Annotated in this window: 11 protein-coding genes; 4 read left to right on the top strand and 7 right to left on the bottom strand. The window is 34.0% G+C overall.

The window, feature by feature from the left end; all coding sequences use genetic code 11:
- Positions 1 to 2: 2 nt before the first annotated feature.
- Positions 3 to 641 carry a hypothetical protein gene (locus H5V42_RS04735; RefSeq protein WP_185781977.1) on the bottom strand — a complete coding sequence of 213 codons (639 nt, stop codon included), beginning with the start codon at positions 639 to 641 and terminating at the stop codon, positions 3 to 5.
- Positions 642 to 768: 127 nt separating this feature from the next.
- Positions 769 to 4,383: a hypothetical protein gene (locus tag H5V42_RS04730; protein ID WP_241731841.1), complete on the bottom strand. Its 3,615-nt coding sequence runs from the start codon at positions 4,381 to 4,383 to the stop codon at positions 769 to 771.
- A gap of 241 nt (positions 4,384 to 4,624) precedes the next feature.
- Here H5V42_RS04730 and H5V42_RS04725 point away from each other — a divergent pair, with 241 nt between their 5' ends.
- Positions 4,625 to 4,843, top strand: a complete 219-nt coding sequence (locus tag H5V42_RS04725; protein ID WP_185781976.1) for a hypothetical protein — start codon at positions 4,625 to 4,627, stop codon at positions 4,841 to 4,843.
- Positions 4,833 to 5,267: a PepSY-like domain-containing protein gene (locus tag H5V42_RS04720; protein WP_185781975.1), complete on the top strand. Its 435-nt coding sequence runs from the start codon at positions 4,833 to 4,835 to the stop codon at positions 5,265 to 5,267. The genes H5V42_RS04725 and H5V42_RS04720 overlap by 11 nt, the downstream gene beginning before the upstream one ends.
- On the opposite strand, the gene H5V42_RS04715 is transcribed toward H5V42_RS04720, so the two are convergent.
- Complete coding sequence (locus H5V42_RS04715; RefSeq protein ID WP_185781974.1) at positions 5,260 to 6,159, bottom strand: metallophosphoesterase; 900 nt, start codon at positions 6,157 to 6,159, stop codon at positions 5,260 to 5,262. The genes H5V42_RS04720 and H5V42_RS04715 overlap by 8 nt on opposite strands.
- A 121-nt stretch (positions 6,160 to 6,280) precedes the next feature.
- On the opposite strand from H5V42_RS04715, the gene H5V42_RS04710 reads away from it, so the two are divergent.
- Complete coding sequence (locus H5V42_RS04710; protein WP_185781973.1) at positions 6,281 to 8,653, top strand: GAF domain-containing protein; 2,373 nt, start codon at positions 6,281 to 6,283, stop codon at positions 8,651 to 8,653.
- Here the strand turns inward: H5V42_RS04710 and H5V42_RS04705 are convergent.
- Positions 8,650 to 9,867, bottom strand: a complete 1,218-nt coding sequence (locus H5V42_RS04705) for a Pycsar system effector family protein (protein WP_185781972.1) — start codon at positions 9,865 to 9,867, stop codon at positions 8,650 to 8,652. The two genes, H5V42_RS04710 and H5V42_RS04705, sit on opposite strands and share 4 nt — an antisense overlap.
- Positions 9,868 to 9,912: 45 nt before the next feature.
- Between H5V42_RS04705 and H5V42_RS04700 the strand changes: the two genes are divergently transcribed.
- Entirely contained in the window at positions 9,913 to 13,626 is a 3,714-nt protein-coding gene (locus tag H5V42_RS04700; protein WP_185781971.1) for a metallophosphoesterase, read from the top strand.
- A 2-nt stretch (positions 13,627 to 13,628) separates the two neighbouring features.
- Here H5V42_RS04700 and H5V42_RS04695 read toward each other — a convergent pair whose 3' ends face one another.
- The 3 genes from H5V42_RS04695 to H5V42_RS04685 are packed head-to-tail and all read right to left on the bottom strand — an operon-like array spanning position 13,629 to position 16,739.
- Positions 13,629 to 14,492, bottom strand: coding sequence for a hypothetical protein (locus H5V42_RS04695; RefSeq protein WP_185781970.1), 864 nt, complete (start codon positions 14,490 to 14,492; stop codon positions 13,629 to 13,631).
- Positions 14,485 to 15,384: a GyrI-like domain-containing protein gene (locus H5V42_RS04690; protein WP_185781969.1), complete on the bottom strand. Its 900-nt coding sequence runs from the start codon at positions 15,382 to 15,384 to the stop codon at positions 14,485 to 14,487. The genes H5V42_RS04695 and H5V42_RS04690 overlap by 8 nt, the downstream gene beginning before the upstream one ends.
- Positions 15,385 to 15,389: 5 nt before the next feature.
- A complete protein-coding gene (locus tag H5V42_RS04685; RefSeq protein WP_185781968.1) occupies positions 15,390 to 16,739 on the bottom strand; it encodes a vanadium-dependent haloperoxidase in 1,350 nt (449 codons plus the stop codon).
- Positions 16,740 to 16,742 lie beyond the last annotated feature (3 nt).

The following is a 16,742-nucleotide window of genomic DNA, read 5'->3' as shown; positions in this document are numbered from 1 at the left end:
ACTTACTCCTCTTCACGTACAACAATAAGACTTGCTTTAGAACCCGTTGAAAGATTCCAACGGTTATTATGAATTATATTTCCTTCAGAATCTGTAACCACTATCTGGGCGGTATTAGGCCCTGATGAACCTTGATTTAGTGCTTCAAAATCAATGCGGTTAAAACCTTTTACCAGGTCAATATTTATGCCTTTAAATGTACCGGCAAGCATTAGATTGTATTCCACTACTTCTCCATTCAGATAAATTTTAACACGGTCACCATCTACATATTCATGGTCACGAGCTACAACACCAACAAAAGCGGCTTTGGTAGAAAAGTCACCAAGGTATTGGTCTCCAAAATGTTGAGTAGATTCCTTCTCTTTTTTGGCAAGAAATTTTGGTTCTATCTTCATATCGTGCCCCGCTTGAACCAATTCATTTTCTGGTAACATTTGAATGTTAGGTGTGTTATCCTCTTTAAAACTGTCTTGGTCAAACATGGTAGGCATGCGTAAAACTGAGCCTTGATTACTGGCCTTTGCATCTAAATTATTGTTTGGACCAATTTTTAAAGGCTTTGTTGTAGGTATATCTCCGCCTTGAGCAAAAGCAGAACATCCTACAAGCAGAAAAACTAAGAACCACAGTTTTTTCATAGCATATGAGTCGTTACTCTAAACTAAAGTTAACAAAGACCACGCCATTTTTCCTATAAAAGCCTGTTAAACTTGATATTAATTCGATGAATTGGGATTTCTGTTGAATAGCAAAGAGATTTTTTTATCAAAAATCAAAACCTAAGCCTACTTGAATAATGTTACCATCAGAAGAATTAAAAAATCCTGCACTTGCTGTTATAAAATTTAAACTACCTACCCAAATACCTAAACCTTGAGAGGTGTGCCATTTAGTAGAATCTTCTCCTGGCTGCCAAACTCTACCATAATCAAATCCTCCATAAATTCCTATAGTTATTGGAGTTACAGCAGTTGCATATCTTTTGACCAATAATCTTAAATCTGAGGTTTGATAAAAATAAGTTTTACCAGAAAAGCGCTCATCTCTAAATCCTCGTAAACCGTTATTACCGCCTAAAGAAGGCGCATGGTAAAAGAAATAATTGTTGCCAATATTGGTCTTAACTTCGGCTTTAGTACTTAATACCAATTTACCTGATGGAATTACCTTGTGAGTAATTTTTGTATTAAAACTAACATAACCAAACCTATTTTCACTTATTGATGGATTGAGTTTGTAACCACCGGTTAACCCAAAATAAATTGATTTTGTTGGAAAATCATTTGCGTTTTGGTTGTAGTAGAAAAGACTGGTTTCTCCACCTACGTAATGTTGTAAATCAAATGCATTGGTATTGATGTTAGAGGGAGTGAAAAAACGGGAGTCAATTTCCTTGGTTTTAAAAGATTCGTAAAGTGCCTTAATCTTTAACGTATGGTAGGCAATACCAGCTTTTAGTTTAATTTGTTGTAATCGAGAACGATAAAAATCTCTACCCAACTGGTCTTCTAAGTTTGGAGTTTCATTACCAAAGCCAAAAAAGTTAGTAGAGTAACGGTCAGAGGTAAAATACCCATCAATTTCAAAATTCCATTTCGGAAAAATATTGGCAAAAATGCTTTGGTATTTTAATTCTACAGCAGAAAATTTAAAGTAATAATTGGCCGCCAAAGTATGTTTCTGACGAAAATCGTTCATATTAAAACCATTATTTCTATAAATGTTTGTAGCACCTAAATAGAAACCATCATCTGTTCTAAAACCAATATTTGGTCTTAAAATATTATTGTTTTCTTCAAAATATCGCCAGTGATATGTATTGGTTTTATAAACATCGGTAAGCTGTGTAATGGGCTTTTTGTTTTCAAAAATGGCTTTTTCATGTTTCCAATCGTAGACTCTAGTTTTTTTGGTGTTTGCAATCTGGTAGCTGTCTTGACCGTAACCACCAATTAGTCGAACTAATATTTTTGGGTTACTTTGTTGTTCAACTTTAAAAACATCATTATCTCCTAAACCATAAATCCATAATTCTTTAGTTAATTCAGCATCAAAGGTTCGTTCATAGATAAGTTCATTTTTTTCATTACTCAGAAGTCTTCTTACACTCACTTTGGTTTTTCCATCTTTTAAGTGAATTATATCAAATACATCATCTTTTTCGGTACCGTGAATTGCTACCATTTTAGCTAAACTTTCCCCATATTTTTTTGCCTGCTCAGGTAAGGTTTCTAGTCGATTTATTAGAGTTTGTTTGATTTGCGTTAAAGTTTGGTCCTGAACCTCTTTTGGTAATCTATTAAATGCAGCATCAATAATCTCTTTACTTAGCTTATCTTGAATGAATTTGGCTTGTTGTTCCCAAGCTTTTGGAGGAAGCTTTACCAAAACAGCACGGTCTAATTTATTACCACCATTGTTTAACCATTTAACGCTGCTATAAGAATCTTTAAAAGATTGAAATCGTCTTGTTTCTGGAATAAAAACTTTTGCAAGTTTCATTAAAAACGAATCAAATTTTGGAAATGCATTATCTCTATCTCTAGGTACGGGGTAAAATGTTTTTTTGTCATCATTAATTTCAAATTCTACCCATCGCCATTGGTCTTGGTGACGGTCCCAATCGCCAATTAACATATCAAAAACGCGAGCGCGTATAAAACTTTCTTCATCTACAGAAAACTCTTCATCTTCCTTGATTTTTTCTAGCATATCTGTAGTACTCTCAAACTCGTCTATTCTACCCTTTTCATCAATGGCTTTTCTATATCCTTTATAATACAATTGTTCATCAGATGGTCTTTCTTCTATAAAATAGAGTTCATCTCCGAATTCTGAATTTAAAAAACCTAAGGCATCTTGTTTAGGTACATAGAATAAATCTGGTTGTGAATGATTTACTTCAACGGCTCTGGCCATTGGGCTTATAGCTAACTGCATAAAAGGATGAGCCGTTGAGAAAAAGTCAGAAATTATGTCTTCTGGTAAAGAGCCTTCGTAGTTTTCTTCATTAAAGGCAACACCGGGTATTTTAAATTTTAAGAATTTAATAGCGTCTTTACGTAAAGACCGCATAGCATATTCTCTACCATTTTCATCTTCTAGGCGTATGGAATACGATTGATGGCCACCTCCTTTTTTAGTCACTTTTAACCCACCATAAAGTGTATCTAGTTTAACTATTGGTGCAGTTACCTCTTTACTAAAATAGTCTCTATAACGTTCGCCCCACATGGTTTTGTAGAATCTGGTTCTTTTAGTTTCCTCAGGTTCTAATATGGTAGTAGTTTTATATCCAGCTTCAAATTTTGGATACGCCTTATTAGGTTCTAGTTTTGGTAATTTTTCTAGAACAGGCATGGTGTGTGTTTCACCATTTTCATCAAAAAAAGTTACCTGAGAAGACCCGTCATCAAAATAATCTAATTTGGCAAAACCTTTAGAACCAAAAGTAAATTGCCCATCATACTTTAACTGTCCTCCAATAGTTGATATTCGTTCTGTGTTTAAATGTGTTGCGGTTTTATTTGCTAGAGAGCCAGAAATTATTTGGTGTGTATTTTCACTTTTTAGGTATTGAAGGCTTTCTTCATGACCAGAAACTACTGTTATTCTATCAGATTTTTGTGCCAAAGCAGCAACCATAATACGTAAATAATTATAGCGTCTAGATTCTAATCTAGCGGGGTCGAATGCTCCTAAATCTTCAATTAAGTTGAGTATAGTTCCAACAACGGGTAGAGGGGTTAAGTGATTAGCCAAGGTTTCATTACCAGCGAACTTACCATTACTAAAAATGGGGTGGTGCATGGCAATAATTATATTTTTGTTTTGCCCGTCACTAATATATCCTTCCAACTCTTCAAGAAAGCGCCTTCTAGTAATAATATCTGTACAATACTTATTTATATTTTCGATTCTAGACCAGTTAGCAATAAACCATTTAGAATCCACCAGTATCAAATCCAAATCTTCATTAATGACTTGGTGTTCAATTGGGCAACCATTTTCAGGATAAAATTCTACATTCTCATTATCTAAATCGTCTATATATTCTTCTGAATGTTCTATTAAATCTACATTATAACTTTCCCATTCATTATTACCAGGCATAAAAATGGTTTGCCCTTTAAAGGCTTTTCGTAATTCTAGTTGCGCATTAATATGTTGTTTTTCTTCCTCCCAACTTTTAGGATGTTTAGAAATATTATCTCCGGTAAATAGTAGAGTAGCGTTCTCACTTGCTTTGGAGAGTTCATCTTTTAATAACGATAGTACTTTTTTATCTGCAACATCACCGTATCCTCCAGTAAGATAAATACTATGTTTTATGTTTTTGTTGGTTGAAGTATTGGTTTTAAGCTTTTTGTTCTGCTGCATAGTATAGGTTGCGCATGAACCAAGTGTTAGCATAGCTAGTAAGGCAATAATTGAAGTAAGTTTATGATTTGAATAAAGGATGTTTTTAAACAATTTGACTATTATTTTAAGTAATCTTGGCAATTAGGTTATAAAAAGCAACAAATGTTAATGCTATAGATTTTTTGTTTAACCCAAACTCTATTTTTAGGGATTGAGCCCAAAAATTGTCTCTATATTTTGCCCATTAAATAATACAGTTATGAAAAAATATACAAAATCAGTTGTTTTGTCTGGTCTGTTATTTTCACTATTAATAGTGTCTTGCAGGGAAACAAAAAAAGAAACAGATGATGTCGATAACGAAATTGAAAGAGTTGCAGATGAGGTTGAAGATGGAGCAGAAAGAGCAGGGGAAGAAATTAAAGGTGCCTATGATGATGTAAAAGAAGAATTAGATGGAGAAACAGATGACAATTAGAATAAATACAATCTTAATTTTAAGTTGTTTTTTGCTGACTTTTGGAAGTTGTGCAGAAAGTCAAGGGCAGGTGCCAGATGCAGTTCAGCGAAATTTTGAACAAAAATATCCTGGTGAAAATGACCCAGATTGGCATACTGATAAAAACGGAAATTTTGAGGCCAATTTTAAAATTGATGGTAAAAAATATAGAGCAGATTATAAACCAAATGGTAGTTGGATTGAAACTGAACGTAGTATTGATGAAGATGATTTGCCAAAAGCAATCTTAGACGTTTTAGAGGAGAAATATGATGATTGGGATATTAACGAGGTAGAAGAAGTTCAGCATCACTCAAAAGGTATGTTTTATGATGTGGAGCTAAAAGATGGTAAGGATAAAAAAGATGTAGAATTTAAGGCTGACGGGCAAATAATTAATTAGCTCTCATATAATCTGCGAGTTTTTGAGGGCCTTCTAGCAATACCCGTACTACTTGTAAGGTGCCATCTATTTTTGTGTCAATTTTCCATTTTATCAAGGAAATATGTCCGTTTTCAATTTCAATTCCAGTAACACTTCTTGGATGTACGCAGCTACCATCATTAAAAAAAGGTATTTGCCCTGGTTCAGGAAACCGTGGTCTGTGTGTATGACCAGAAATGGTCATCTTTAAATTGTTACTCAGAATCCATTTTTTAATTCGCTTTTCAATTCTAATCATTTCCTTGTAGTTTTTGGCCGGACTTGTAGGGTCAGCAATACCAACAACCTGTAGGGGTTTCCATAGAATACGAACCAAAAACCTGCCTACTTTCCAGCAAACATAATTCCACCAATCTGCTTGGTGGCCGTGCGTGCAAAATATTTCTTGTTGGGTAGTCTCATGCTGCAGTACTAGTGCTTCATTATATTCAATACCTTCAAATAGTTCTTTGTCTGTACCATCAATTGGTTCAAAATAATGACTTAAGTTGTTTTCTACATAGGCGGCATCTTTATAAACCATATCATGATTGCCCCAAACCATATGTAGTCTGCCTTCTAAGTGAAATTCTCTTAGTAGTTTATATACGTTTTTGTGGGCTTCAAAAATAGACTCAAAAGTGATGTTTTCCCATAATTCATCACCATCACCTAATTCACAATATTGAAAACCATTTCTATAGTAATGATTTAACGCATGAAAATAGATATTTCGATTATTTGCAAAGTCGTCAGCAAAGCTATTATCACCCCTATGACAATCGCTGAACACAATAAATCTAGAGGTGTCATCAAAGGTAATTCGCTTCGCATTTTTGTACGCTCGTTGTAATCTTTTTTGTGATGACATTTTAAATGTAATATTTAGCTTAAATATGCGACAAATCTTTCTGAATACCTTAAAGATTCCTTTAACAGGAGTCCATTTAAGGATTTTGTAATTTTACAGGCTATCTAACGACCAAGAAGTTATGAGAAAGGGTAAACAAACAGAGACCCCGTTTTTGCAGCTAATAAGTTTCAATAAACTCCTAGAACATTATGAGGGGTTACTTACTAGTGATGACCATTTACAAGTAGAAAGAGCAGAAGAGGTACTCAAAGCTGTTGAGCCCTATCCTATTCTCAGAGAAGGTTTTGATGACCTTGAGATACTTGAACAACACAAAGATGTTATTAGAATTATTCTAGCAGATTTATTTCCTTCGGCCTTAACCCATAATGAAATTAAGGCGGCATCTGTAGCATACAATAGCGTTGTATTTAATTCTACAGCTCGTTTTCAGCAAATCTTAAAAGATGCTGGTGATGAGTTTGAATTAGAAATGCGAACTATGGGAGATGAAATGCAGTATATAATGCAAGCCACGGTAATTTTAAATTTTTATTATGGATTTAATTTAGATTTTAAACGACCACTTTTTTACGATATACCAGATGCAAACGGTGTAATGAGACATTATAGAATTCTATATAATGCAGATTTTGTGGAGATTATACCCACAGATAAGGCAAAAAAGCTTACTCAAAAAGACTACGACGAGCTTTTGGCTAATGCTGAAAATTTGGAATTATGGAAAAAAACAATACCACCTCATAGCTTTTTAATTAAAGGATTTGTTATCTCTAATTTGTTTGATGTAACCGCTGAACATTCTATTTCAGAGATTAAATCTACCTTAATCGGAAAAGGCAAGCGTGAAAGTGAAACCTTCATGGGCGACTTTCAAGACACGTTTAGGTCTTTGTTTAGACTAAAAGATATTAAAGTGGGTTTCTCTGGCTACGATTCTCATTCCAATAGATTCATCAAAATATACGGTAAGGGTATTGATAGCTTTATCTTAAAAGAACAAGAGGCAGAATCTTGCCATAGCATGTTATGTGACCACTCCTATTTAAAATTAATAGGTGAAACTACATCATTTGCAATTGCAAATTTGAAAGAATGCGTAAAAAAGTCAAATAACGGTCAACCTTATAAAAATTTATACGAACAGGGTTTCAATAGTGCTATTCTAGCGCCAATTGCACAAGACGGCAATTTGCTAGGTGTTTTAGAAATTGTTTCGCCTAACATTAATGATTTAAATAGCATAAACGCTACAAAATTAGAAGATGTTATGCCATTTATTGTCTCTGCGGTATTGCGTTCTATAGAAGAAGAAAAAAATATGATTGATGCAGTAATTCAGCATGAATGCACTACTGTACATGACTCAGTTTACTGGAAGTTTCAAGAAGAAGCTAAAAAGTTTATGACTATGGAAACTATGGGTCATAGACCTGTTTTTAATGAAATTGTTTTTAAAGAAGTTTATCCACTCTATGGTCAAATAGATATTAAAGATTCTTCAAAAGAAAGAAATATAGCCATTCAACGAGATTTGTTAATTCAACTTTCAGAAATCTCTAAAATTTTGAATGAAGCGCTTTCAACACTTAAGTTACCTATTTACGAGGAGCTTATGTTTAGAGTGAATAGTTATATAGACGACATTAAAGACGTCTTGTATTCTAATAGTGAACAGGCAATTTTTGATTTTGTTCAAGATGAGATTAATCCTGTTTTTAAACATTTAAAGAAAACTAACGATAAGTTAGCCAACAAGATTAAAGCATACCAGAGTACCATAGATATGGGAACAGAATCCTATTACGACCACAGACGTAATTATGATGAAAGTGTTACCGAAACAAATATGCAACTTGCAGCTTTGCTTGATGAAAAACAACAAGAAGCCCAATTAATGTATCCGCACTATTTTGAACGTTACAAAACAGACGGGGTTGAGCATAATCTATACATTGGGCAGTCTATTGCCAACGAACAAGAATTTAATCCATTATACCTAAACAACTTACGCCTTTGGCAGCTACAAGTTATGTGTGAGATGGAAAACAAGTACTATAGCTTAAAACCAGAGTTACCAGTAGCCTTAGATGTTACTTCTTTGATTTTGGTTTACAGTACGCCTTTGGCAATTAGATTTAGAATGGATGAAAAGAAGTTCGATGTGGATGGTACGTACAATGCAAGATATGAGGTTATAAAAAAGCGAATTGATAAATCATACATTAAAGGAACTAAAGAACGACTTACCCAAAAAGGTAAATTAGCAATAGTTTATTCACAAAAGAAAGATGAGCGAGAATACCTACGTTACATTAACTTCTTAAAATCTAAAGGCTATTTTACCAATAATGTTGAGGTTGTGGAACTAGAAGGTTTGCAAGGTATTACTGGCCTTAAAGCAATACGCGCAGAAATCTTGTACAAAAAAGATGAAGAGCCAGAAAAAACCTATACCTACGCAGATTTAATGGAAACTCTTAAGAGTTAATTATCTGGTGTAGGGGTTGGTAATTCTAATACTCTATCAGGGCCATAAAATTCTAACGCCACAAAAAAGGATATTACAGATAAAATCATTCCTATCATAAAAATGGTATAAGTCCAGCGTAAAAGGTTGTATTTTTTATTTAACACTACACCAAGAAAATACAAGTCTTTGGTAAGGGTTGAATACACAAACTTTTTGTCTTTTATAAGTTCTTGTATGGCCCACTCGTAATCTGGTAATTCCATTTTATGAAAATTACCAAAGAAAAGTAGATTTACTTTTTTCTGTTCAACATCTTCTTTTGTAAACTCTCCTCTAGTTACGTTTGGTCTAGTAGCAAGAATAGCAAATATCATAGAAACAATACTAAATAATACAAATATTGCTGTAGGTATAATCAGGTAATCATTAGAAGGGTTATCTAGTTTCGGAATTAAATTTGCAAGAACTAAAGAGATAATAATTGCATTTACAGACAATAAAATATTAGCTTTTGTATCAGCAATATCACTTAGTTTTAAATGATTTCTCATTGTAACCCTATACATGGTTTGTATTCCACGTTCAGGACTTTCACTTTTAAATTGAGCTTTTAATTTTTCTTTTTTAGCTAGTTGGTTTCTACTCTTTTTTGCTTTGATTAATTTCTTAAGATTTTTGTCTTTTCTAGATTGCCAATTCTCAATTGCATAGTCTGTATAAAATCTATGCTTGGTTCTGAACATTTTAATGTTTTTTTCTCTCCACTCTTCTGAAGAATAGCTGGCCTTTCCTAATAATGATAATTCTTCCCTTAGTAAATCAGAGGTTTCTAGATAACTCTTTTGACCAATGTGAGAAGAATCTGCATCTCTAATAATTTCTTCTAACAAACCATCTGGCTCATGGCCCATTTTGGTAGCCATTATTAGTTTTTCTACCAAAGCTATTTGGTCTTCATCAGTTTTTTGTTCGGTTAAAAACTTCTTAGCTATTTCACAACTATGCGCTTCATGGTTCTCTAAATCTTTTGTGTATCCAGTATCATGAAACCAAGCGGTTAAGCGTAAAGCCTCTTGTTCATCATCTTTTAATTTTATATTATCAATAAGCTCTTCTGTACTTTCTACTACCCTTTGTGTATGTCTAAAATTGTGGTATAAAAAACTAGAATTTAAAGAATTAGTTAAAAGGTTGGTAACAAACTCCTCTGCTCTTTGAACGGTTTCTGACATAGTTGTATATTGATGATTCCAAAATACAAAAATTGCATTGAACATATGGCTTTGAAAAAAATTGCAACTTCTGCAATGGCATTGTTATTGCTCTTTGGGTGTGCAACCTATAAAGCAAAATACCAACAAGAATTTGATGGTAAATCAGTTATGCCAAACAAAAAAGTTGCTCATACTTTTTATTTAATTGGTGATGCTGGTTTATCACCTATGGGAGGTATGAATAAAGCGCTCATAAGTTTTAAAGCCAAGTTAGATACTGCATCTAAAAAGAGTACAGCAATTTTTTTAGGGGATAATATTTATCCAGCTGGTTTACCAGACCCTAAAGATTCAACTATTGCCTATCTAGAGGCTAAAAATCATTTAGATGCACAACTAAAAACCCTTGAAAATTTTAAAGGTAAACGTGTTTTTATTCCTGGTAATCATGATTGGTATACAGAAGGCCTCATAGGTTTAAAAAGAGAGGAGAATTACATTGAAGAACAATTGGGTAGTAAAGAGGTTTTCTTTCCTGAGAATGGGTGTCCAATAGAAGCTTTTGATGCTGGTGATAATGTAAGAGTAATTACAATTGATACAGAATGGTACTTAACCAATTGGAACAATCGACCAGATATTAATGATAAATGTGAAATAAAAGACCGTGAACGTTTTTTGCTAGAGTTAGAAGACGAAATTAAAGATAGTAGACAAAAAACTACCATAATAGCATTACACCATCCCATGTTTACTTATGGTCCACATGGCGGGCAGTATTCATTTAAAAAACAATTTTATCCCTCTAGTCATGTAAAAGTTCCATTGCCTGTTTTGGGTACTGTGATTAACGAACTGCGAAAAACTTCAGGCGCTAGTATTGCTGACCAACAAAGCAAAATATATAACGATTTAAAAAATAGAATTGTAACGCTAGCACAGTTTTCAGATAAGGTCATTTTTGTCTCTGGTCATGAGCATACTTTACAATACATTGTAGAAGAAAACACTCCGCAAATTGTTAGCGGTTCAGGAGCTAAAAAAGGAGCAACAAGACTATTAAATGGTAGTAAGTTTTCAACAGGTATGATGGGGTATGCAATACTAAAAGTCTTTAAAGATGGTTCCTCTACAGTGGATTTTTATGGCGTTGAAGAAGATTCAGAAGAATTAATCTACAGCACTACAGTTTTACCGGCGGAAAAACAGTTTGAAAAATATGAGAATGTAGACGAATTTCTACCAACCGTAAGGGCTTCTATCTATTCAGAAGAAGAAACCGATAAATCTGGTTTTTACAAAGCTATTTGGGGTGATAGATATCGAAAATACTACAGTACAAAAATTGAAGCACCAACAGTTAATTTAGACACCTTGTATGGCGGTTTAAAACCGGTTAAAAAAGGAGGTGGGCATCAATCATTATCATTACGTTTAGAACATAAAGATGGTCGGCAATTTGTAATGCGTGCCCTACGCAAAAGCGCTGAAGTTTATCTGCAATCCTTAGCATTTAAAGACCAATATGTAATTGGTGAATTTGAAGACACTGCAACAGAAGCCTTGCTTCAAGATTTTTATACGGGCTCCCATCCATATGCTCCTTTTGCAGTAGGGGAGTTGTCAGATGCTGTTGGTTTATATCATACAAATCCTAAATTATTCTATGTGCCAAAACAAGAAGCGCTTGGTGGTTACAATACAGATTTTGGTAATGCTTTATATATGATTGAAGAACATACCTCTGAAGGTCATAATATTGCCAGTTTTGGCTATGCTAAAAAAATAGAAAGCACAACTGATTTTATTGAAAAACTGCGAGAAGATGAAGAGTATAAGCTAGATAAGCCCATGTACGTTAGAGCTCGATTGTTTGATATGTTGTTAGGCGATTGGGACCGCCATACAGACCAATGGCGTTGGGTTGAGGTAGAACAAGAAAATGGTGATAAAATCTTTAGACCAATTCCCAGAGATAGAGACCAAGTATTTTCGATAATGGGAGATGGTGCACTCATGAAATTTGCCTCTAGAACAGTTCCGGCGTTGCGTTTATTTGAAGGGTTTAACAAAGAAATTAAAAGTGTTAAGGGGTTTAATTCTTCACCAATGACCTTTGCATTAGATATGGCTCTTTTATCAGAAACCACATTAGATACATGGATTGCTGAGGCTGAGTTTATTCAAAATAACATTTCGCCAGAAATTGTAGACAAATCATTAGTAGCTTTTCCGCCAGAGGTAAGGCAAGCAACTGCACCAAAAATTAAAGAAGTGTTATTAGCACGTAAGGCTAATTTGGTTGAAACTGCCAAAGCATATTACAAAGTGCTTAATAAATACACAGTTATTACAGGTACAGATAAAGATGATTATTTTGAATTAAATGGGCTAACAGATGGGTCGGTTTCAGTTAAAGTTTACAGAATTAAAGGAGGAAAAAAGAAAGATTTATTTTACAATAAAACTTTTGACCCTAGTCTCACAAAAGAAATTTGGGTTTATGGTTTAGATGATGATGATGTTTTTGAAATACCATCCAATCAAGGAAAAATTAAAATTAGATTAGTTGGTGGTCATAACAACGATATTTATAAAATAGCTGTTGCTGCTAAGAATATAAAGACCTATGATTTCAAAGAAAAGCCCAACACTTATGATGAGGCCTTAGGTGGTAAACATAAAAAAATCAATGATTATGACACTAACACCTATCAATTTCTAAAAATTAAAGCCAGTAACAATCAGTTTTTGCCAGCTATTGGATTTAATCCTGATGACGGTGTAAAACTTGGGTTTACAAACACCTATACTTATAATGGGTTTAGACAAAACCCCTTTACCTCACAGCATACCTTAGCGGGTTATTTTTATTTTGCTACTAGCGGATTAGATTTTAGCCATTCTAGTGAGTTTACAAACGTAATAGAAGGCGTTAATTTAGAAGTAGCATCTAGATTTACCACGCCTAATTTTAGTAGAAATTTCTTTGGTTTTGGTAATGAAACCATTAATAATGATGATGAACTTGATTTAGATTTTAATAGAGTTAAAATAAGAACCATAACTATAAATCCTTCTTTGGTTTGGCGAGGCAGAATGGGTTCTGTTGCAAAGATTGGAGCCTCTTACGAAAATTATGATGTTGAAGAAACTGAAGGTAGATTTATTGAAGATTTTTATTCAGGACAAGGGAGAGATACGCAACAAGATTTTTTTGGGGTTAATGCGTCTTATGCCTATCGTAATTTTGATAATGAAGCCTTTCCAACCTTGGGTATGGAAATACAGCTCGAAGGTGGTTTTAAGACTAATTTGAGCCAGTCTGGCCGGTCTTATGGGTATATTATTCCGAGTTTAGGTTATGATAGGCAACTAATACCAAATGGCAGATTGGTGTTTGCAACTAAAGCAAAAGCACATTTTAATATTGGAAACGATTTTGAGTTTTATCAAGCAGCAAACATCGGGGCTAATAATGGTCTAAGAGGTTTTCGTTTTCAACGATTTAATGGAAAAAAATCGTTTTATCAAAATACAGATATCCGTTACAGTTTTAGACGTGCTAAAACAAGCCTATTACCCATAACACCTGGTATTTATGGCGGATTTGATTATGGTAGAGTATGGTTAGATAACGACAATTCAAATATTTGGCATACCTCCTATGGGGGCGGTTTTTTTGTTAATGGCTCTGATTTAATTTCAGCAAACTTTGGGTTGTTTAATAGTGATGATGGCTTGCGTTTTGCCTTTGGAGTAGGTTTTGGATTCTAAGATTAATTCAAATGAAATTGATATAAATTACCACCCGTAATCTTAACTCTTTCATCTGCTAAAAGCAATGTTGAATTGTTTAGAAAACAAACTGCCTCTAACTGTGACCTATAATTTAAGTCAATAGTTTCTAGCTTTCCCTGAACAAAATTAGCTGAGGTAAAATCAGTAAACAGTAGCAATTTACCATATGTTAGAATGGCAATGGTTTTTTCATCTTCAGATATGGCCGCAGAAGTAGCAGAGCAAGAATTGGCATCTTCACAAATGGTCCACTCTGTAACTAATTCAGCTTTATACTCTCCGGGCTCATCTGGTATTTTATAGATGTAAGCTTTACCATCGTAAGGTCTACTTCTATTCTTTGTAATAAGGTAAAGAGCTTTGTTCCAATGAAAAAAGGCTTCAGCATCAAAATAAAGTGCGTCTTTTTTAGGTGGGAATTCTTTTTGTTCAGGATATGAAAACTCAATTTTTTCAGCATCAATTTTGTCACCAGGCTCAATTTCAGGATTCGGCAACTTGTAAATTACCAGATTTTTTCTGGTGTTAGCATTATTTCCAAAGTCACCAATATATATATTGCCGAGCTTATCTTTGGTTAAGTCTTCCCAATCTTGATTTTTCCCATTTTTGACCTTTAAATCTTTTAGAATTTCGCCTTTAAAATTTAGTTGATAAATACGGTCAGCGTTTCCACTATCCTCAATAGCCCAAAAACTATAATTGGTATACGATACTAACCCAGAGGTTTCTTTTAAACTAGAAGGTAAATCTGTTACAATTTCCAGTTTACCGTGATTCTGGCAATTGGCTAGTAAAAAGCCAAAGCAATAAAGTAAAAAGAAACTTAGGTTTTTAATCATTGACTTTTAAGGGTAAATAAATTTCTGCTTTCCAAGAGGTTTCATTAACCCCCATATTAGGGTTGTTAAAGAAAAACTCTACAGGGGTGTTTTCAACGGCTATATTATTTTTATCTGCATAGTCTAATAAAGCATACCAAGCTCTGTCAGAAGTAATATAATTGCCATTATAAATAGCTTTTAGCATGGTTCCGCCATAAAACTTTTTATACGAGATATTTTTCCATTCTGGAAGGTTCTCTGATGGGATAATGGGAAAACAAAAGTCGTACGAAATACTATCTTTTTGCATATCCCAATGATTTACTTGAATAAATGGTCTACCATTTAATTCAATGTCGTACTGGCTTACTAAAGAGCTGAGATAGTTATAATTCTGCATCATGCCGTTAGCTTTAGACATTTGAGGTCCTGCTAAAGAAACACATGCACAAGAGGTGGCTCCTAACTCTTCTTCGCCTTCTATTTTTACTTTAAAAATTTTAATGTGTTCTGAGAGTACATCATTAAATTCTAGCAATTCTTTTTTAGTTCGATTTTCAAAATCAGTATCCTTAAACGGAATGGTTAATCTGTTTAACAAACTATTATTCTTGTCTTTAATACCAATTTTAACTAAAGAAGTAGTAGCATCTATAGGTTCTATCTGCCAATTGTAGGTTTGTATTGAATCACCAAATTTTAATTGTTGTTTTAAATGGTAAATATCTCCTTCTTGGATAACAGGTTCAACCACGGTTTTGGTCTTATCCCATGTCTTTATGGTTTGATTTATAGCACCTGCAAAAGTGTTTGCCTTAAACCGAACTCGATAATCGTAAGGATTTATAAACAAGTACCAGACTAAAGCCGCTACCGCTACAAATAAAATTACACTTAAAACTTTCTTCATTTACCTTAATTGCTTGCTACGTTTTGGTCAACTTTCATTTCTAGATTGTCAACTATAAAAGTACCTAGGTCTCTACCTTGTTTAATGCCTACTTCGACTGCAGCTCTATAGTGTATACCACCATACATTCTGCTGATAGCTGCTTCTTCTGCTGCTTTTCTAAAAGATGGAAAAGAACGTACAGGTAATCCGTAGGGAATTTCTGTATCATCATCAAAAGCAAAATTATCACCATAAATACTGGTTAGCGCTTCTGAGGCGGCACCAGAAACTACACTATGACCACTAGTATATTCTGGAAACGGTGGTGTTTGTAAAACAGGTTCCCAACTTTCATCAATATGTTGGTTGATTAAGGTTTCAGGTCTAATTAGATTACTTCGATATTTTTCATCCCAACAACTTATAAAACCATCGGCAATAGCTATTGAAGTTTTGGTATATGCATAAATGGTCTCCATTACATCAGAATTCGATTTTTTTGCCGCAATTTTCACAATACCAATCCAATGGGCACCCGGTGTTATTTTTTTAGTAGCAAACATTAGGTGACCTCGAGTAACCGAAACATAGGGGTTACAATCCCAAAATTTAGCAATTGCTACTTCTTCTGATGAATCTCCTTTTTGAGTGATTTCATTACTGATATCGTAAACCTCTTTAACCTCTTTATAAAAATCAGAGCCTTCTTCCATAGAAAATGGTGGTGGTGGAGTGGGTGTAAACTGATTGGAAGAGTCAATAACAAAAGGTCGAATTTTACTCCAATGAGGTTCAATACCATCCATATATGCAGGTGGAGTTGGTTGCCAGCGAGAAGGGTCTTCAGAGTTTACAGAAAACTTTGGAAAAGTTCTAGTTTGGCTATAGTTATCTTTACTCATCCATTCTTTAATGTGGTCTACCACTTGTAAAGCATAGGTTTTTGAGTTGTTGAATTCTTCTTCATTGACAGCAGACCATTGGGTGTAAAGGCTATCTTGAAACGCCTCTATACGTTCTTCTGAAAAGATTAAGCTTTTACTAAGTTGCATATGCGCAATTAGCGCAGCAAGTTCATAATTTACTGTTTGATTTTCTTCTGGAGTTGGTATTGCTGTTAATTGATGCAATTGACCGTTTAAAGATTTATAATTCTCGTGTTTTTGAGACAAAATTTCATAAGCAGCAATATTTGGATATGCGTATATTCTACTTGCTACAGGTGGCGAGAAAATATCATGAATCATAACCTCTGTAACTTTATCTATAGAAGCATGATATTGTTCTGGAGAAATTTCAATTGGTTTAACCTCTTTTTTGCAGGCAGTAAAACAAATTACTACCCCAAATAGGATGTAAATTCTTTTCAACATTTT

Origin of the sequence: Croceivirga lutea (genome assembly GCF_014235875.1) — a bacterium.
Lineage (GTDB): Bacteria > Bacteroidota > Bacteroidia > Flavobacteriales > Flavobacteriaceae > Croceivirga > Croceivirga lutea.
This window is presented reverse-complemented; position numbering and strand designations above follow the sequence as displayed.